Consider the following 20577-nt stretch of genomic DNA (forward strand, 5'->3'; position numbering starts at 1 on the left):
GAAGCTGCTTTTCCGACGCCAAGGCCTATGCGCACCTGGCGGGAGAGAGGGACATGCCAGCAACGGCCGAGACCGTTGCTTTCTACGTGAAACGTGGGCAGGAAGCCAGACGTTTCATCCAACACGGCGAATTGTACCTGATAAAACTACAAAACGCGCATTTCGACGTCATTGAAATGTAACTGAGCTTACGCGGCGGCAAGACGATCCGACAAGATTGCCGAAACGCCAACGAAAGCCGGGTACTCGGCGGTGATCACCCAGGTCGGTACCGCCGACAGGTATTTATTGAAACGGCCCTTGGCTTCAAAGCGGGCACGGAAGCCGGAACGGTCGAAGCGCTCACCCAGTTTCGGCACGATGCCGCCGCCGATGTAGATGCCGCCCTGCGCACCCAGGGTCACGGCGATGTTGCCGGCAATGGTGCCCAGCATGCAGCAGAAGGCCTCGATCACTTCGTCGCACAGCGGGCATTCGCCGGTCAGTGCGCGGCGCGAGATTTCCGCCGCCGTCAGTTTTTCCGCCGGCAGCTTGCCATGGTCGGCCAGCGCGCGGTAGATCAGTTCGATGCCGGCGCCGGACATCAGGCGTTCGGCCGACACGTGTTCGAATTCTTTCCATGCAAATTGCAGGATCGCCACTTCGGTCGGGTTGGCTGGCGAGAAGGTCACGTGGCCGCCTTCGCTCAGCAGCGCAGTCCAGCCATCCTTGCCGGGGATCAGGCCGGAGACGCCGAGGCCGGTGCCGGCGCCGATCAGGCCCAGCGGAGTACCCGGCACGCCGACGCCGCCGCCGACCTGGTGTTTTTGCGCTGCCGACAGCTGCGGCAGCGAGCTGGCCAGCGCGGTGAAGTCGTTCACGACTACCAAGGTGTCGAAGTTGACTTCGCGGCGCAGCGCCTCGATCGAGAATGCCCAGTGGTGGTTGGTCATGCGCACCATGTCGCCGGTAACCGGATTGGCAATTGCAATCGCGCCATTCCGAATACCGGTAACGCCGGCCTGAGCGACGGTCGGCGAGGCCAGATACGCAACCAGGGCGGCGGCCAAGGTCGGGTAAGCGGCGCACGCCAGCACTTCGATCGCTTCAATCTTGCCCGGGGCGGTTTCCAGCGCAAAGCGCGCGTTGGTGCCGCCGATGTCCGCCAGCAGACGCGGGCCACCAGGGAAAGCAGTGGTCAGGGAGGGAGGCGTTTGTACGGACTGAGCTGTCATGATGGGTCGAAATTAGTTGAGGCCTAAGCTTAAGGTATTTTGCCTGCGGCAGGCAAGCGGTGTTTGTAGTTTTAGTACAGTTTTGCTACACAAGTTTGTAATCCGCGATTTTTTGTCCGTAGTATGACTACCAGCAAAAATAATGGAAACGATTCCATATTTAGCTTTTAAAAACGCCGCAAGCAGCGGCGTTTTACTCAGGCAGAGGCTGTATTGTCTTCGCGCACGGTATCGCCGTTGGCGCGGAACGCAGCGTTCCACGCCTCCAGCCCGCCGTGCAGCGGCCGCGCCCGGTGGTAGCCTTGACCAACCAGCGCCTTGGCCACGTGGGCGGCCGTGACGTCATTCGGGCAGCTGCAATACACGATGATATGGCGCCCCTTGTCCAGCGCAATGATATCCACGCTCGGTTCGCCGCCATTGAACAGCAGCGCGCCCGGCACGGCCGGATCCAGCATTTGCGCGGTGGCGCTGCGGGCATCCACCAGAATCGGCTCCTTGCCCTGCTCCAGCATATTTTTCAGATCATCGACGGTGATGCGCTCGATGTCCACCGACTGGCGGAAGCGCTTGCGCTCCACATATTTAAACGCCACGAACAGACCTAGCAGCACGGCCAACACCACCAGCGCAGTAGTGCCCATGGTGCTCAGGATATCGAGCAACTGGTCCACACTGGTGTGGAAGAAAGCGCCGATGGCAATTCCGGTGCCGGCCCACAGCGAGCTACCCAGCACGGCATAGCCAAGGAATACACCGCGCGGCGTGCCCATGGCGCCGGCCAGCGGCGGCGCGATGACGTTGAAGCCGGGAATGAACTTGGCGACAATCAGGGCTTTCGGGCCCCAGCGGTTGAAGTTGTCTTCGGTCTGGCTGACGCAGTAATCGGGCGACAGCGAAATTTTGCACAGCAGCTTGAGGATGCGCTTGCCGTAGAAGCGGCCGGCGCGGAACCAGAAGCTGTCGCTAATCAGGCAAGCCAGCATGGCGACGGCCAGCACGGCGCTCCAGTGGGTGTCGCCGTCAACCGACATGGCGCCGGCCACGATCAGGATCGGATAGGCAGGAATCGGCATGCCGATCTGCTCGATCAGCACGATCGCAAACACGATCAGGACACCGTATTCTTGTAACAGGAGGATTAAATTCGCCATTCAGATATCTTAACTTAAAAATCGCTTAACCGCTTTGCGGGATAGCAGCCAGCAAGGCACGGGTGTAGGCCTGCTGCGGGTTACGGTACAACGTGTCGGCATCGGCCAGTTCGACGACGGCGCCGTGCTGCATCACCATGACTTGGTCGGCCATGTATTTCACCACCGACAGGTCGTGCGAAATAAAGATGTATGACAGGCCGAGCTCGTCCTGTAAATCTTGCAAAAGGTTGAGCACCTGCGCTTGTACCGAGACATCGAGTGCGGAAACCGACTCATCGCAGACCAGAATTTCCGGCTGCATGGTCAGGCAGCGGGCGATGGCGATGCGCTGCCGCTGGCCGCCGGAGAATTCGTGCGGGTAGCGCTGATAGGCGGTGGCCGGCAGGCCGACTTTGTCCAGCAGATTGAGGGCGATGGCTTTGCGCTCGCGGTCGCCGGCGCCGATGCGGTGGATGCGCATCGGTTCCAGCAGGATGTCGCCGACCGTGAAGCGCGGGTTGAGCGAGGCGTAAGGATTCTGGAACACGATCTGGATGCGGCGCTTGTAGGCCTGGAATTCGCGCGCGGACATGCTGAGCAGGTCGCGGCCGTCAAACAGGACGCTGCCGCCGCTGGCTTGGTGCAGGCGCAGCAGGGTCAGGCCGACGGTGGTCTTGCCGGAGCCAGATTCGCCGACCACGCCGAGCGTCCTGCCGCGCGCGAGGGTGAAGGAGACGTCTTTCACTGCGTGGAACTCGCGCTTGCCGAACCAGCCTTGGCGTTGCGAGAAGACTTTGCTCAGGTTACGCACTTCCAGCAACGGCGTCCCACCGTCGCCGCCATCGCCGCCATCGCCGCCGTCATTCCGGCGAACGCCGGAATCCATGCTGAGCGTCGCACTCCGCGGCGTATGGGTTCCGGCTTGCGCCGGAACGACGGCGGTGGGGCCGAGGAAATCGGCGATGACCGGCAGCCGGTGCGGCCGCTCATCCAGCTTCGGCCGGCAATGCAGCAACGCCCGCGTGTACGCATCCGCCGGTTCCGTCAGCACCTGCTTGGCCTCGCCCGCCTCGCGCACCTCGCCGTGGCGCATCACCACCACCTGATCCGCAATCTCCGCCACCAGCCCCAAGTCGTGCGTAATGAACAGCACCGACATCGCATGCCGCTTCTGCAAGCGCGCAATCAGCTCCATGATCTGCTTCTGGATGGTGACATCGAGCGCCGTGGTCGGCTCATCCGCAATCAGCAGCTTCGGCTCGCAGGCAATCGCCATCGCAATCATCACGCGCTGCTGCTGGCCGCCCGACAGCTCGCTCGGATACGCATTGATCCTGACGGCAGGCTCAGGAATACCCACCTCCTCCAGCAACTCCAGCGTGCGGCAGCGCGCCTGCGCGCTGCCCATCTTCATGTGCTGCCGCAGCACCTCGGCAATTTGCGCACCGACCGTGAACACCGGATTCAGCGAAGACATCGGTTCCTGAAAAATCATCGCCATATCCTTGCCGCACATGGCGCGCCGCTGCTTGCCGTCCAGCGCCAGCAAATCGCGGCCGTCAAACTCAATACAGCTGCCTTCGCCGATGAGCGCCGCCTGATCAAGCAAGCCCATCACCGCCAACGCGCTGACCGACTTGCCACTACCGGACTCGCCCACCAGCGCCACCGTGGCATTGCGCGGCACACTGAAACTAACGCCCTTCACCGCGGGCGCCGTACTCTTGCGGTCCACGCGAAAATCAATCCGCAGATTGCGGACATCGAGCAGCGTCATGCTTTCACCTTTGGATCAAGAGCGTCGCGCAGCGCGTCGGTGAACAGCGAGAACGCCGTCACCAGCAGCGCCATGGCAATCGCGGCAGCGGTCAGCTGCCACCAGCGGCCGAGGATCAATTCGTTCTGCGCCTCGTTGAGCATGCTGCCCCACGACACCACGCCGACCGGCACGCCAAAACCAAGGAAGCTCAAAATCACCTCGGCCTTGATGAAGCCCACCACCAGGATCGACATCTGCACCAGCGCCACATGGCTCACATTCGGGAAGATGTGGCCAAACATTTTGCGCCAGTGCGAAGCACCGATAGCGTCTGCCGCCAGCACGTACTCGCGCGCCTTGTGCTTGATGTATTCGGCGCGGATCAAACGATACGGCCCAGTCCAGCCGGTCAATCCGAGAATCAGCACGATGGTCAGCACACCCTTCTGCTGCAACACCGCCGCCACCGCGAGGATCATCAGCACCGAAGGGATCGCCGTGAAGATGCTGTAAAACCAATTGAAGAAATCGTCGACCACGCCGCCGCAATAACCGGACATCGCGCCGAACAAGGTGCCAAGGCCGACCGCCAAAACAGCAGCCACCAGCCCAACCACGATGGACGTTTCGCCGCCCTTGATGGTTTTCTTGATGATGTCATGGCCCCACTTGTCGCCGCCAAACGGCAAGGTCGCGCGCCGCGCCACAGCGCCCGCCGCAGCGCCCTCACCTGCTGCCCGCAACTGCGCCAAATCGTCAGCAAGCGGATCGACCACGCCATACATCTCGACGCTGCCTGCACGCAGTGCGCGGATATCGTCAGCAATTGGATCGAACGGATTTTCCGGCAAGGCCTGTTGCTGCTGCGCGGCCGGTGCAGAAACTGCCGCCGTGCCGCCAACAAAACTCGGCGGCGCGTAATTCACGCCGACTTCCTCTTCCCAATCCGCGACGATCAAGCCGCTGGCAGACAGCACCACCATCAGCAGAAACGCCACCACCACGGCGAGCGACACCATCGCCACACGATCCTCTCGCAAACGCCGCCAAGCGCCATGCACCATCATGACAACTTCACCCGAGGATCAACGGCTTGATACAGCAAGTCCGTCAACAGATTGAACACCATGGTCGCCGCCGCCACGTACACCGTGATCGCTTTAATCACCGGAAAATCGCTACGCTCCACCGCCAAGATCACCTCGCGCCCAATGCCCGGAATGCCAAAGAACCGCTCCAGCAAAAACGCACCGATCAACAGCGCCGGCAGATTGGACATCACATAAGTCAAAATCGGAATCGCCGCATTGCGCAGCACATGCACCCACATCACGCGCCGTTCGCTCACGCCTTTCGCGCGCGCCGTGCGTACATAATCCTGCCCCACTTCATCGAGCACAAAGCTGCGGAACAAGCGCAAGGTCGGCGCTATCGACACCGCCAGCCCGATCAAAATCGGCAGCACCGCATAGCGCAGCCCATCCCAGCCCTGCACCGGGAACAAGCCCAGCTTGTAAGCCAGCCCATACTGGAACACGATGATATACACCAGAATGCTGACCGACATCCCCACCGTGCACGCAATCATCACCGCGCGATCCGTCAGCGAGCCGCGTACAAACGCGATCACCAGCGCCAGCGCAATGCCGATCAAAGTCTCCAGCACAGTCAGCGGAATCAGCACCGTCAGCGACGGCCCCAGCCGCGTGGCGATGATGTTGGATACGGGCTCGCTGGTCGCCCAGCTCAAGCCAAAATCAAACGTCGCAATCTGCCTGATGAAAATCCACAGCTGCACGTAAAACGGCTGATCCACGCCCAACTGGCGGCGTATGTTGGCGATACTGTCGGCATTCGCCATCTTGCCGGCGAGGATGTAGGCCGGGTCGCCGCCCACCCAGTTAAACAGCACGAACACCAATACCACCACGCCCAGCATGGTCGGCAGCATCTGCCACAAGCGGCGCACTATGTAAGCCAGCATCTCTTAATCCTTGATGTCGATGTACTTCCATTCCTGATGCAGGATGGGATGCTTTTTATACCCCAGCACCGTCGGCTGCGCCAGCATATTCCGGTAGCGCGAGAAGGCCGGCATCACCGCTGCCTGCACTTCCAGTTGGCGCGCCATCTTGCGGTACAGCGCGTCGCGCTGCGGCCCCGGCGGCATGCGGTGGCTGGCTTCGAACCACGCGTCGTACTGCGCGTCCTGATAGCAGCCGTTGTTGTTCTGGCCGATGTTCCCGCCGTAGAACAGCTGCATGAAATTGTCGCCGTCCGGGTAGTCGGCCAGCCATTGATAGGTGCGCGACTGCACCTTGCACAGCATCTCGGCCTTCTGGATATCGCTGAAAATCATGCGCTGGTTATCCATGCGGATGCCGAGCCGGTTGTAAGTCTTGCGCCACAGCTCGGCCATCAAGACGCCATTGGCTTCGTTGCGCGAGGTGTAGGTGATGACGAGCGGTTTGCCGTCCGGCTGGGTGCGCCAGCCATCGGCGCCTTTCTTGTAGCCGTAGCGATCCAGCAGTTGATTGGCCAGCACCGGATCGTAGCGCAGCAGCGGCTGGTAGTTCGGATCGTGACCCGCCACGCCGGATGGAATCGGAAAATGCAAGCGCTGCGCCTCGCCGTTCAGCACCAGCTTGATTTCTTCATCGACGTCATGCGCCATGGCGATGGCGCGGCGCAAGGCGACCTTCTCCTTGCTGAAGCCACCGACCACCGGGTCTTGCATATTCCAGTAGTAATAGCTGAGCTCAGGATCGACGATGCGCGAAAGCTGTACGCCGCGTTGCGCCAACTCCGGCTTTAACTTGCCATCTGCCAGCGCTTTCGGCGCCAATGCGCCTTCCAGCCAGAACACGTCCGCGCCGCCGCTGATGAAGGACAGCCAGCGCGACTGGTCTTCCACCTGTACGCTAATCTCGATGCGGCCGATCTGCGGAATCTTCTTGCCCTTCATCTGCTGGACGATGCGCTCGTCACCCTCGGCGCTCGGCTGGAAATCCCACACCTGCGGCCGATGGCCGGTGTTCTCTTCCAGCACGATGCGGCTGCCGCGTATCCATTCACCGAGCTTGTAGACGCCGGTACCGACTGGATGGCCGGCCACCTCGCCCTTGCTGTCGCCGTACTTCTGCACCACCTCGCGCGCAACGGCTGACAGCGGCTCGTAGGCGAGGATCATGCCGAGATTGAAATCGGTGTGCGTGAGATGTATCCGCAGCGTGTATGGATCGAGGATTTCCAGTCCGGCCACCGGCGCGTCGTAGTCGAAACGGCCGCTTTTCTGCGCCTGTGCGGCCAGTGCATCCAGCCCGACTACCTTGCCCTCCAGCAGCCACGCATTCGGCGAGGCCAGGCGCGGATCGAACAGCCGCTTCCACGAGTAGACGTAATCGGCCACGGTCAGCTCGCGCGGCTTGCCGCCAAACGCCGGATCGGGCGTGAAATACGTGCCCTTCTTCAAGCGGATCAAGTAGGTTTTGCCGTCGGCCGACACTTCCGGCAAGGCCGCCGCCGTCTGCGGCGCCAGCTGCACCGGACGGGCCAGGTAATCGTAGGTGTAGAGCGTTTCGAAAATCGCCTCGGTGATATGGCCGGTGTAGTAATCCCGCCCCAGCGCCGGATCGAAACTGGCCTCGGCGGCCGGCAAGATGTAGCGCAAGGTCTTCACCGGCGCTGCCGCAGAACACACCGACGCGACCAGAACCAAGGTCGCGGCTGCGGCAAATTGTAAGCACTGCATAACCGTCCTCAAGCCGCAAAAAGTGGCCTTCACAATACAGCACTTTTTGCTTGGCAGGAATGCCACAAAACGCCCTACTTTGGTGCAGTCAAGGTGATTCTATGACGCAACGCAGCATTCTTGCGCGCTGGGCCGCAGCACGCCTTGCTTTGCAGCGCAATATGTCTTTACAAAAACCAGTGACTTTTTTACACAAAACGTTGTTTTTTCGCGTCAAAAATTTCAATTTTGTTTGACAAGCAAGTTCTTGCGGTGGTCTGATGCGCCCCTTCCTGAAAATACTTTATTTGTAGACATTTCGGAAAGATAAGACTTGTCGGCGGTTTCCCCCATTTCCGCCGCCAGCCTGAACGCTTTTTTCTTGGAGTTTTTGTAATGATGATGGAAACCGTTTTATCCCGCTCCGTGCGCCTGATGTTCTCAGGCTCGGTAGCAGCAGCACTGGCCATGCCAGCCTTCGCACAAAACGCCGAACCAACCGGCACCATTCAGCGCGTAGAAATCACCGGTTCGAGCATTAAGCGCGCTTCCGCCGAGACCGCCTCGCCAGTGCAAATGATCACCCGCGACGAACTGATGAAGTCCGGCAAAACCACCGTGGCTGAGTTCCTGCAGACCCTGACCGTGGACGGCGCCGGTTCGCTGCCGACCGGTTTCGGCAGCGGCTTCGCTGCTGGTTCGACCGCGATCTCGCTGCGCGGCCTGGGCGCGACCTCGACTCTGGTGCTGCTGAACGGCCGCCGCATGGCGCCGTTCGCGCGCGCCGATGACGGCCAGAAGAGCTTCACCGACCTGTCCAACATCCCGATGCAAATCGTCGAGCGTATCGAAGTGCTGAAGGATGGCGCCTCGTCGACCTACGGCGCCGACGCCATCGCCGGCGTGGTCAACATCATCCTGCGCAAAGACTTTGAAGGCGTGACCATCAAGGCCGACACCGGCACCTCGCGCTACAGCGACATGAACCAGAACAACCTGGCCGTCACCGTCGGCAAGGGCAACCTGGACGACAACAAGTACAACGTGGTGTTCAACCTCGAGTACAAGCAGTCCGACTCGCTGGCAGCCTCGGACCGCAAGGATCGCGCGTGGATCGGCCACGGCGACATCCGTCCGTGGGGCTACCTGCAGAACACCCAGTACATGGGCGGCTACATCACCCCAGGCGCCTCGTCGCCGACGCCGACCGGCGCATTGATGAACCCGAAGACCGGCAACTACACCTCGCTGGGCGGCTGCTCGCAGTTCTCGCAGACCGTCAAGCAGGACGCCGCCGGCGGCTGTCTGTGGTCGCAGGACCAGTTCCGCGACATCCAGCCGCAGGTTGAATCGATCAACCTGTACACCCGCGGCACGCTGCAAGTCAATTCCGACCTGCAGGTCTACACCGAAGTCGGCTACGCGAAGCGCGACAGCTCGTTCATGCTGGCGCCGGTATCGGCCACGCCGAACGTGGTGTTCCCTGCCAGCGCCGCCAATCCGGCCGGCGTGACCCTGTACTCGAACGAGCTGCTGATGGCCGCATCGCATCCGCAAAACATCTACGGCGCGGACACCCGCCTCCGTTACTCGATGTTCGACCTGGGCCCGAGCAACCACATCGCCAACAACGAGTTCACCCGCTTCGTGCTGGGCGCCAAGGGCAGCAACTTCGGCTGGGACTGGGATGCAGGCTTCACCCACTCGCGCTCGAAGCTGTACCTGGAATGGACCAACCAGCTGAACATGAATGTGCTGAAGTCGGCGCTGGGCGATCCGAAGAGCAAGTACTTCCCGTACTACATTGGCGCGCAAGCCTCGAAGAACCCGCAATCGCTGTACGACGCGCTGCGCTTGAACGCGACCTCCGATTCCAGCACCGAACTGAACATCGTCGACGTCAAGGCGTCGCGTGAACTGTTCGCCCTGCCTGGCGGTAACCTGGGCCTGGCGATCGGCGCCGAACACCGCCGCGAGATTCTGCACAACCCATCGCTGACCGGTTCGGAAGACGGTTCGTCGAACATCTCCTACGTGGCCGCGGACGGCAAGACCAACGTCTCGGCGATCTACGCCGAGCTGCTGGCGCCGGTGCTGAAGACGGTGGAACTGTCGGGCGCGCTGCGTTACGACCACTACGCCAAGTTCAACTCGACCACCCCGAAACTGGGCGCGAAGTGGACCCCGGTGAAAAGCTTCGCCCTGCGCGGCACCTACACCGAAGGCTTCCGTGCGCCAGGCGTGGCTGAATCGAACCCGGCCAGCCAGTCGACCGGCAACTCGTCCGTCGTCGATCCAGTGCGTTGCCCAGGCGGCAAGCCTGCGGCCGGCGGCGCCACCTCGCTCGATTGCAACATCACCATCGGCGCGGTCAAGCTGGGCAACCCGAACCTGCAACCGGAAAAGTCGAAAGGCTACACCCTGGGCCTGGTATGGGATCCGCTGAACGACACCAACCTGTCGCTGGACGCATGGAAAATCAAGCGCAGCAACGAAATCAACCCGCTGTCGTATGTTGAAGCGGCATCGCTGCCGACCGCCATCCGCGCGGACAACAACCTGGTGGTGAACGGCGTTGCGGTGCCGAACACCGGCACGCTGCTGCTGTCGAAGGCGCCTTACCAGAACTCCAGCTACACCGAGGTCAAAGGTATCGACCTGGACGTCAAGCAGCGCCTGCGCCTGGGCGAATACGGCAAGGCCACCATCAACCTGGTGTGGTCGCACACCGCTTCGTGGGTACGCGCCGACAAGAGCCAGACCTTCCAGTTCGCCGGCACGCACGGCAACTGTGACACCTCCGATTGCGCCGGTACGCCCAAGGACAAGATCAACCTGATCACGTCGTGGGACAAGGGCAACTGGAACGTGGCGGGCACCGTCAACTACCGCTCGGACCTGAAGAACATCCGCTACGAAGGCGCCAAGTGCGCAGTGACCTTCGCTGACGGCAGCGCCGCACCAAACAGCGCGTGCCGCCTGCCATCGTTCACCACGCTGGATCTGTCGACCCGCTACAACTGGAGCAAGTCGCTGCAGCTGTTCGCCTCGATGAACAACGTGCTTGATCGCGTCGCCCCGCTGGATGCCCTGACCTACGGCGGCATGAGCTTCAACCCGATGGATGCCTCCGGCGCCACCGGCCGCTACGTCAAAGTTGGCCTGCAATACAAGTTTGACTAAATATAATTAGTTAAATAAAAAGAAGAGCAGCGAGGAATCGCTGCTCTTTTTTTAATTATTGGCACAAACATGGTAATAATTTACACAAAGCCGCATAAAATTTGACAAGAGTGGTCTATAGGTGGTTTCATAACGGCCCTCGTGAGAATTGGTGAGATTCCGTCCTCATGAGTTTGAACCACTTGAGAGAGCACATTGCAACATGATTAAAGAAACAATCCTGTCCCGTTCGCTGCGCGTGATGTTCGCCGGCGGACTGGCCATGACCCTGGGCCATGCCTTCGCCCAGGAAGCAACTGAACAACCGATGCAGCGCGTCGAAATCACCGGCTCCAGCATCAAGCGCATCGCCGCCGAATCCTCGCTGCCGGTGCAATCGTTCAGCCAGAAAGACATCAAGAAGTCGGGCGTCACCACCGTGACCGACTTCATCCAGCAACTGCCGGCCATGCAGGGCTTCTCCGTGGCGGCCGACTCGGTCGGCGGCGGCGGCGGCGGTGTCACCACCGCATCGATCCACGACATCGGCGCCTCCTACACCCTGGTACTGCTGAACGGCCGCCGCGTGGCGCCGGCCAACTCCGGCACCACCATTGACCTGAACTCGATCCCGCTGTCGGCCATCGAGCGCGTGGAAGTGCTGACCGACGGCGCCTCGGCCCTGTACGGCGCCGACGCGATTGCCGGCGTGGTCAACTTCATCCTGAAAAAGGGTGCGGCCCCGTGGGAAATCAACGCCAAGTACAGCTCGCCTGAAAAGGCCGGCGGCAAGAGCAACTCGTTCAGCCTGAGCAAGGGCTTCGGCGACCTCGACGAAGACGGCTACAGCGTGTTCGTCTCGCTCAGCCACGACGAGCAAAAGCAGCTGAAAGCGTCGCAGCGCGACTTCGCCAAGAGCGGCATGGTGAACTTCACCGATCCGAAAAACGGCAAGGCCCTGCAATTCCAGAACGGCTCCACGCGCGCCATTCCAGCCAACGCCTCGATCGATTACAACGATGCCAAGGGCGAATCGCAGACCGTCAACCTGAACCCGTATGCACTGGCCCATGGCAACAAGTGCGCAGCCAACAACGTGGCCCTCGACGACGGCCAGTGCCTGTACGATTCGCCATCGACCATCGAGATCAACCCGGAATCGAGCCGCGACTCGCTGTTCAGCTCGGGCAGCCTGAAACTGGGCAACAGCGGCTTCAAGGCCTTCTTCGACGCGGCTTACACCGAAGCCAAGATCACCGCGCGCATCGCGCCGTACCCGGCCGACTTCTCGCTGTCGACCAGCTCGCCGCTGTTCAGCAAGTACCTGCAACCGTACCTGACGCCTGAGCAACTGGCCGGCGTGACCTCGGTGGCCGTCAAGTACCGCCTGTACGAAATGGGCAACCGCGGCTACGAGTACGGCACCAAGGCGACCCACCTGGTCGCAGGCCTGGATGGCGCGGCTTACGGCTGGGACATCAATGGCGCCCTGACCTACTCGCGCAACAAGCAGGAACAGAAATACCTGTCCGGCTTCCCATTGGCTGACAAGTTCGACGCGCTGCTCAACAGCGGCAGCTTCGACCCGTTCGCTTACCCGCAAGGCAGCATGCCGCAAGCCATGCGCGACCAGCTGAACGCTACCGGCTTCAGCGGCCTGTACAACACCCAGACCGTGGTCATGAAGGGCGCCGACGCGCACGCTTCGCGTCCAGTGTTTGAACTGGCAGGCGGCGCGGCCATGATCAGCGTGGGCGCGGACTACCGCGTCACCAGCTTCAAGACCGACCAGGAAGACGTGGCTGAAAAAGCCCTGATCCTGTTCGACAGCCCGGTCTACGACAACCACTACGAGCGTGCCAACACCGGCGCCTTCGCCGAGTTGCTGCTGCCTATCAGCAAGAAGTGGGAAGCCACCGTGTCGGGCCGCTTCGACAACATCGGCGCGGTGAAAGACAAAATCCTGGGCCGCGAAATCGGCGACTCGGCCAGCGCCGGCACCTACAAGGTCTCGACCAAGTACTCGGCCGCCAAGAACCTGATGCTGCGCGCCGCCACCGGCACCGGCTTCCGCGCCGCCAGCATGCAGGAAATCGCTGGCCCGCTGGAAGAGTTCGGCGTCACCGGCGGCTCCTACAGCTGCCCGCTGACTGCTGCCAACGGCATGGCCGGCCACCCGCTGGCCAAGTACTGCGCCACGCCGAGCCGCGGCCAGTTTGAAGTCTTCCAAGGCGGCAATCCTGACCTGAAGCCGGAGAAATCCAAGCAATGGTCGATCGGCGCCGTGTGGGAACCAACCAGCACCACCAGCGTCGCCATCGACCTGTGGAACGTGGAAATCCGCGACCAGGTGACCTCGGTATCGGAAGGCCTGATCTTCGCCAACCCGGCCAAGTACGCCAACCTGTTCACCACCAAGCACATCGCGTCTACCGGCCGCGACGTGCTGGCAATCAAGCTGCTGCCGATCAACATCGGTAAGGTGGAAAACCGCGGTATCGACTATGACTTCACCCAGAAGATCAAGCTGTTCGACGGCCGCCTGACCAACCGCCTGGCCGGTACTTACCTGCTGCGTTCGCGTTACACCACCCCGGGTACCGACGACCAGTGGGAAACCAGCCTGAACCAGTACGGTTCGAACGACAAGGTCAGCTTCCGCAACATCATCAAGGCCAGCACCTCGTGGGAAAACACCCAGTGGACCCACACCTTGAGCGCGAACTACCGCAACGGCTACACCGACAAGCATCAAAGCGCCAAAGATTGCGCGGTGGTGATCGCCGGTACGCAGGATTGCTACGACATCACGCTGGAAGTGCCGAGCTACACCACCTTCGACATGCAGTCGGCCTTCCGTCCGCTGAAGAACGTGGAGATCACTGCCGGCGTGAACAACCTGTTCGACCGTGATCCGCCGTTCTCGCTGCGTAACACCGGTTCGCACCAGATCGGTTACAACCCATCGTACTCGAGCGCGCTGGGCCGTACCTTCTACCTGAGCGGTTCGTACAAGTTCTAAGTTGTTAGTACTCCCCAAAAGCCCGGAGGCGCCGCAAGGCCCTCCGGGCTTTTTTATGTGTCGCCCGGAAGTAACGCATCTGCCGCATTAACCCGGATTTACACCTGCCGGCTTTGCGTTAATTGGTGCAAGGTATCCGTAGATTCACTACTTTTTTGCAAGCAAATCAGTATTTCCATCACGTCCAAACCGCTTCCCGCAAAACAAGCCTCTTGCTGGTGCGCCGCATGCACGCCGCCGTCGCGTTGACGATCGATCAAGCCGAATGCTCTGATAAAAAAACGAAAAGAACACACCCGTGGTTCATCGTTTCTAAATGGGAGCTAAAAATAATGATGGTTGAAACCGTATTGTCGCGATCGGTACGCCTGATCTGCGCCAGCGGCCTGGCGCTGGGCATGCAAGCGGCCATGGCACAAAGCACGGACGCGCCTATCCAGCGCGTTGAAATTACCGGTTCGAGCATTAAGCGCATTACCGCTGAAGGCGCGCTGCCAGTACAAACCCTGTCCAAGCTGCAGATCGAACAGTCCGGCGCCAGCAACGTGGCCGACCTGATCGCCACTCTGCCGTCGATGCAAGGCTTCACCACCTCGTCGATGTCGGTCAACGGCGGCGGTGGCGGCCTGCAAACCGCCTCCATCCACGCGATTGGCGAAGGCTACACCCTGGTGCTGCTGAACGGCCGCCGCCTGGCGCCTTCGACCTCCGGCTCCACCGTCAACCTGGCCAGCATTCCGCTGGCCGCCGTCGAGCGCGTCGAGATTTTGACCGACGGCGCCAACACCCTGTACGGCTCGGACGCGATTGCCGGCGTGGTCAACTTCATCCTGAAGAAAAACCAGCAAGACGCCGTCATTGAAGCTTCCTACAGCCAGCCGCGCAGCAGCGGCGGCACCACCTCGACCGCCTCGATTTCCAAGGGCTGGGGCGACCTCGACAAGGATGGCTACAACTTGCTGCTGTCGGTCGCGCACGACGAGAGCAAGGCCTCGTGGGCCAAGGACAGCGAGTTCTCGCAGTCGGGCGTGATTCCGTTCTACAACAACGGCAAGGCCTACAGCCTGTACCAGCTGAGCTCGAACTCGATCCCGGGCACCGCCACCGTCAAGTACACCAAGGCCGACGGCACCGCCAGCAGCGCCGCCTTCAGCCCCAACCTGTTCGCCACCGGCACCTGCAACGGCGCCAACCTGTTCAAGGTCGGCGACCGCTGCCTGTACGACTATGCCGCCACCGTGCAAAACACCCCGGCCCTGAAGCGCGACAGCGGCTTCGGCTCGCTCAACATCAAGATCAACGACAACCTGAACTTCTTTGCCGAAGGCCTGGTCTCGTCGTTCTCCAACACCGCCCAGTACGCGGCGCCGGCGCAGCCGCTGGGCCTGTCGCTGAGCAGCCCGCTGTACGCCAAGTACATCACGCCTTACTTGAGCCGTCTCGGCATCACCGATCCGAACTCGGTCACCAGCGTGACCATGAACCTGCGCCTGGTGGACGCCGGCGGCCGCGCCGACGAGTACAAGACCATCGCCAGGCATGCCGCCTTCGGCTTCGACGGCACCTGGAAAAACATCGACTGGCGCGCCGCCTATACCCACTCGGAAAACAAGCAGACCGACACCGCCGCCGGCGGCTACATGAGCTTGAACGCGTTTGACGCGCTGGTGGCAGCCGGCAAGTTCGATCCGTTCGCGCCGCCGGGCACCTCGCAGGCAGCGCTGGCTTCGGCCGTGCTGCACAACCAGTTCAGCGTCACCAAGTCGAAGATCGACATGGTGCAAGCGAGCGGCTCGGCTGAAGTGTTCAAGCTGCCGGCCGGCCCTGCGCAGTTGGCGCTGGGCGCCGACTTCACGCGCCAGGCCTACAGCGAAGCGCCGGACGCCTACTCGCAAGGCCAGAACAAGCAGCAGCCGGACTTCACCGACGCCATCGTTGGCGGCGGCGCCGGCGCGTTGCCGATCGACGCCACCCGCAAGAACTGGGGCGCCTACGGCGAGCTGCTGCTGCCGGTGCTGAAGAACATGGACTTGACCGTGTCCGGCCGCTACGACGACTTCACCGCCGTCACCAATAACAAGAACTTCGACACCGACGGCAACCTGATCGCCCCGGGCAAGCAAGGCGAAGCGGCCAGCAAGGCCACGTACAAAGTCGCGCTGCGCTGGAACCCGGTGGAATCGGTCTTGATCCGCGGCTCCTACGGTACCGGCTTCAAGGCGCCGAGCATGAGCAGCATCGTCAAGCCGCTGGTCAACGGCGGCTCGTCGCAGTTCCACGCCTGCCCGATCACCAGCGCCAGCGATCCGCGCTACAAGCTGTGCAACCCGGGCTCGTCGGAATACGGCCTGCTGTCGGGCGGCAACGCGGCCACCGGCGAAGGCGCGCTCAAGCCGGAAGAGTCGAAACAAGCCACCCTGGGCATCCGCGTCGAGCCGGTGGCCAGCCTGTCGATCGGCTTCGACTTCTGGGACGTGAAACTGCGCAACCAGATCCAGACCCTGTCGGAAGACCTGGTGTTCAACAACCCAGCCGTGTACGACAGCCTGCTGCGCACCTACTACGACCCGATCCAGAAGCAAAACGTGCTGGTCGCCGCGCTGACGCCGTTCAATCTGGCCACCTCGCACTACCAAGGTATCGACTGGGATCACACCTACAAGCTCAATACCGCACTGGGCAAGGCCAGCCTGCAATGGACTGGTACGTATATGACCAAGGCCGAGCAGGAAACCCCGGGCACCGGCCTGGAGAAGAACATCGGCCGCTTCAACTCCTACGCCGAAGTCACCTTCCGCTGGATCTCGAAGCTGACCGCGACCCTGAACACCGGCAAGCTGACCCACGCGCTGACCGCCAACTACCATTCGGGCTACACCGACCAGGTGTACAACGAGGATGACTCGGTGGTGCGCGAGGTCTTGGCCGATGGCAGCCTGGGCGACTACGTGCCGATCAGCCGCAAGGTCAGCTCGTACACCACCTTCGACTGGCAGACCAAGGCCAAGCTGGGCAAGCAGTTCACGCTGATGGCCGGCATCAAGAACCTGGCTGACATCGCCCCGCCATTCACCATCCGCAACGCGGGCGGCGGCAACCAGTCAGGCTACGACGGCCGCTACACCGACCCGCTGGGCCGCACGTTCTACCTGACCGGCTCGTACAAGTTCTAACAGCGTTTACATAAGGCCTCGGCCCGGACTTGCCGCAATGCATCTCCGGGCCGCATTGTTTGTCGCGTAAATGTGACGTTTTGTTACTTGATGAACTCAGGTTAATGAAAATTGGCTAACACCAAATTGGTGCGCTGCAACAGTAGTGCCACAGTACTTTTGCTTGCTTTTTGATAGGAAATCAATCTTTCCATCGTTTTGATGCCGCAGCGCACCAAATTAGAGCGTTTCTCCGCTAGAAATTGGCGCATTGTTGATTTCAAGTAAAGGATTCCACGTAAGGGTTTCCACATTGACAGTCTTTCCAACCGAATGATTTGATGAAAACACGCGGCAGCAGCAATGCCGACAAAAAATATACCAACACGCCCGTTATTCATCGTTTTAAATTTGGGAGCTAAATAATGATGGTTGAAACCGTATTGTCGCGGTCGGTACGCCTGATCTGCGCCAGTGGCCTGGCGCTGGGCATGCAAGCTGCCATGGCACAAACTGCGGACGCGCCTATCCAGCGCGTGGAAATTACCGGTTCGAGCATTAAGCGCATTACCGCTGAAGGCGCGCTGCCAGTGCAAACCCTGTCCAAGCTGCAAATCGAGCAGTCCGGTGCCACCAGCGTCGCCGACCTGATCGCCACCCTGCCGTCGATGCAAGGCTTCACCACCTCGTCGATGTCGGTCAACGGCGGCGGCGGCGGCCTGCAAACCGCCTCGATCCACTCGATCGGCGAAGGCTACACCCTGGTGCTGCTGAATGGCCGCCGCCTGGCGCCGTCGACCTCCGGCTCCACCGTCAACCTGGCCAGCATCCCGCTGGCCGCCGTCGAGCGCGTCGAGATCCTGACCGACGGCGCCAACACCCTGTACGGCTCGGACGCGATTGCCGGCGTGGTCAACTTCATCCTGAAGAAAAACCAGCAAGACGCCGTGGTCGAGGCGTCCTACAGCCAGCCGCGCGGCAGCGCCGGCCAAAGCTCGAATGTGTCGATCTCCAAGGGCTGGGGCGACATGGACAAAGACGGCTACAACATCCTGCTGTCGGCGGCCCATGATGAGAATACGGCGCTCTACGCCAAGGATCGCCCGTTCTCGCAAAGCGGCGTGCAAGCGTTCACCGACCACGGCAAGCAATACTCGCTGTACCAGCTGAGCGGCAACTCGATTCCCGGCAACGCCACCGTGCGCTTCACCAACAACGGCGAGCCCGACAGCGTATCGTTCGGCCCCAACCTGCTGGCCACCGGCAAGTGCAACGGCCCCAACGTGTTCAAGGTCGGTAAGCGCTGCCTGTTCGACTACGCAGCCACCGTGCAGCTCGTCCCTGCCCTGAAGCGCGACAGCGTGTTCGGCTCGGCCAACTACAAGCTCAACGAAAGCACCAACCTCTTCATCGAAGCGCTGGGCTCGTCGTTCAGCAACACCGCGCAGTACGCGCCGCCGGCGCAGGGCCTCGGCATTCCGCTGAACAGCGCGCTGTACGCCAAGTCGATCGCGCCGTACCTGGCCGCCGCCGGCGTGCCGGCCGGCGCCACCGTCACCGGCGCCACGATGAACCTGCGCCTGACCGACGCCGGCGGCCGCGCCGACGAGTACAAGACCGAGGCGCGCCACGTCGCTTTCGGCGTCGACGGCTCGTTCAAGGGCTTTGACTACCGCGCCGCCTACACCCACTCGGAAAACAAGCAGACCGACACCGCCGCCGGCGGCTACATGAGCCTGAACGCCTTCGACGCCCTGGTCAGCTCCGGCAAGTTCGATCCGTTCGCGCCGTCGGGCACCTCGCAGGCGGTGCTGGCGCCGGCCGTGCTGCACAACCAGCTGCTCGAGACCAAGTCCAAGCTCGACGTCATCCAGGCCAGCGCCTCGACCGAGCTGTTCAAGATGCCGGCCGGCGTCGCCCAGCTTGCCGTCGGCGGCGACTACACCCGGCAGAAATACAGCGAAGCGCCGGACGCCTACTCGCAAGGCCAGAACAAGCAGCAGCCGAACTTCACCGACGCCATCATCGGCGGCGGCGCCGGCGCGCTGCCGATCGACGCCAAGCGCACCAACTGGGGCGCGTACGGCGAGCTGCTGCTGCCGGTGCTGAAAAACATGGACTGGACCCTGTCCGGCCGCTACGACGACTTCACCGCCGTCACCAACAACAAGAACTTCAACGCCGCCGGCGACCTGATCGCTCCCGGCAAGCAGGGCGAGACGGCCAGCAAGGCGACCTATAAAGTGGCGGTGCGCTGGAACCCGGTCGAGTCGCTGCTGATCCGCGGCTCCTACGGCACCGGCTTCAAGGCGCCGACGCTGACCAACATCGTCAAGCCGCTGGTCAACAACGGTTCCTCGCAGTTCCACGCCTGCCCGATCACCTCGCCGAGCGACCCGCGTTATCCGCTGTGCGTCAAGGGCGCGTCCGAGTACGGCCTGCTGACCGGCGGCAACGCCGCCACCGGCGCCGGCTCGCTCAAGCCGGAAGAGTCGAAGCAGGCCACGCTGGGCTTCCGCCTCGAACCGACGGCCAGCCTGTCGCTGGGCTTCGACCTGTGGGACGTCAAGCTGAACAACCAGATCCAGACCCTGTCCGAGGACACCGTGTTCGGCAACCCGGCGGTGTACGACTCGCTGCTGCGTTCCTACTACGATCCGATCCAGAAGCAGAACGTGCTGGTGGCCGCGCTGACCCCGTTCAACCTGGCCAGCTCGCACTTCCAGGGCATCGACTGGGATCACACGTTCAAGACCTCGACCATGTTCGGCAAGCTCAACGTGCAGTGGACCGGCACCTACATGAGCAAGGCCGAGCAGGAAACGCCGGAAAGCGGCGTCGAGAAGAACATCGGCCGCTTCAACTCGTACTCGGACGTGACCTTCCGCTGGATCTCGAAGCTGACCGCGTCGCTGAACACCGGCCGCTTCACCCATGCGCTGACGGCCAACTACCACTCGGGCTACACCGACCAGGTCTACGCCACCGCCGACGACAGCGTGGTGCGCGAAGTGCTGGCCGACGGCACGCTCGGCGACTACGTGCCGTTCAAGCGCCAGGTATCGTCGTACACCACCTTCGACTGGCAGACCAAGGCGCAGCTGGGCAAGCAGTTCACGCTGACCGCGGGTATCAAGAACCTGGCCGACATCGCGCCACCGTTCACCATCCGCAACGCCGGTGGCGGTAACCAGTCGGGCTACGATGGCCGCTACGCCGACCCGCTGGGCCGTACTTTCTATTTGACCGGCTCTTACAAGTTCTAAGCATCCTGCCCTGAACTTACTCACCCGGAGCGCCGCCTGGCGCCTCCGGGATTTTGTCGCATAAATGTAACGCGGTGTTTCACCGTGAACACAGATTAATAAAGTTTCCTTGCACCAAAATGTGACAAGATCACGA

Annotated in this window: 12 protein-coding genes; 5 read left to right on the forward strand and 7 right to left on the reverse strand. The window is 61.7% G+C overall.

Annotated elements, in window-relative coordinates:
- Window positions 1–188: 188 nt before the first annotated feature.
- The 6 genes from GTP45_RS02190 to GTP45_RS02215 form a co-directional block, all read right to left on the reverse strand.
- Window positions 189–1214: a glucokinase gene (locus tag GTP45_RS02190; RefSeq protein WP_161012233.1), complete on the reverse strand. Its 1026-nt coding sequence runs from the start codon at window positions 1212–1214 to the stop codon at window positions 189–191.
- Window positions 1215–1411: 197 nt separating this feature from the next.
- A complete protein-coding gene (locus GTP45_RS02195; protein ID WP_161012234.1) occupies window positions 1412–2368 on the reverse strand; it encodes a VTT domain-containing protein in 957 nt (318 codons plus the stop codon).
- A 25-nt stretch (window positions 2369–2393) separates the two neighbouring features.
- Window positions 2394–4127: an ABC transporter ATP-binding protein gene (locus GTP45_RS02200; RefSeq protein WP_161012235.1), complete on the reverse strand. Its 1734-nt coding sequence runs from the start codon at window positions 4125–4127 to the stop codon at window positions 2394–2396.
- On the reverse strand, window positions 4124–5173 hold the full coding sequence (locus tag GTP45_RS02205) for an ABC transporter permease (RefSeq protein WP_161012693.1): 1050 nt from the start codon (window positions 5171–5173) through the stop codon (window positions 4124–4126). The genes GTP45_RS02200 and GTP45_RS02205 overlap by 4 nt, the downstream gene beginning before the upstream one ends.
- A complete protein-coding gene (locus tag GTP45_RS02210) occupies window positions 5173–6093 on the reverse strand; it encodes an ABC transporter permease (protein ID WP_161012236.1) in 921 nt (306 codons plus the stop codon). Before GTP45_RS02210 ends, GTP45_RS02205 begins: the two co-directional genes overlap by 1 nt.
- A 3-nt stretch (window positions 6094–6096) precedes the next feature.
- Window positions 6097–7860, reverse strand: coding sequence for an ABC transporter substrate-binding protein (locus GTP45_RS02215; protein ID WP_161012237.1), 1764 nt, complete (start codon window positions 7858–7860; stop codon window positions 6097–6099).
- A 101-nt stretch (window positions 7861–7961) separates the two neighbouring features.
- Here GTP45_RS02215 and GTP45_RS28945 point away from each other — a divergent pair, with 101 nt between their 5' ends.
- The 3 genes from GTP45_RS28945 (at window position 7962) to GTP45_RS02225 (ending at window position 14023) form a co-directional block, all read left to right on the forward strand.
- Window positions 7962–8096: a hypothetical protein gene (locus GTP45_RS28945; RefSeq protein ID WP_267876183.1), complete on the forward strand. Its 135-nt coding sequence runs from the start codon at window positions 7962–7964 to the stop codon at window positions 8094–8096.
- 139 nt (window positions 8097–8235) lie between these two features.
- On the forward strand, window positions 8236–11022 hold the full coding sequence (locus GTP45_RS02220) for a TonB-dependent receptor (RefSeq protein ID WP_229258303.1): 2787 nt from the start codon (window positions 8236–8238) through the stop codon (window positions 11020–11022).
- 202 nt (window positions 11023–11224) lie between these two features.
- Window positions 11225–14023, forward strand: a complete 2799-nt coding sequence (locus GTP45_RS02225) for a TonB-dependent receptor (protein ID WP_161012238.1) — start codon at window positions 11225–11227, stop codon at window positions 14021–14023.
- Between the two features lie 98 nt (window positions 14024–14121).
- Here GTP45_RS02225 and GTP45_RS02230 read toward each other — a convergent pair whose 3' ends face one another.
- Window positions 14122–14283: a hypothetical protein gene (locus GTP45_RS02230; protein WP_161012239.1), complete on the reverse strand. Its 162-nt coding sequence runs from the start codon at window positions 14281–14283 to the stop codon at window positions 14122–14124.
- Window positions 14284–14355: 72 nt separating this feature from the next.
- Between GTP45_RS02230 and GTP45_RS02235 the strand changes: the two genes are divergently transcribed.
- Complete coding sequence (locus GTP45_RS02235; protein WP_161012240.1) at window positions 14356–17196, forward strand: TonB-dependent receptor domain-containing protein; 2841 nt, start codon at window positions 14356–14358, stop codon at window positions 17194–17196.
- 404 nt (window positions 17197–17600) lie between these two features.
- A complete protein-coding gene (locus GTP45_RS02240) occupies window positions 17601–20441 on the forward strand; it encodes a TonB-dependent receptor domain-containing protein (protein ID WP_161012241.1) in 2841 nt (946 codons plus the stop codon).
- Window positions 20442–20577: the final 136 nt, after the last annotated feature.

Source organism: Duganella rivi (genome assembly GCF_009857435.1).
Taxonomy (GTDB): domain Bacteria; phylum Pseudomonadota; class Gammaproteobacteria; order Burkholderiales; family Burkholderiaceae_D; genus Rugamonas; species Rugamonas rivi.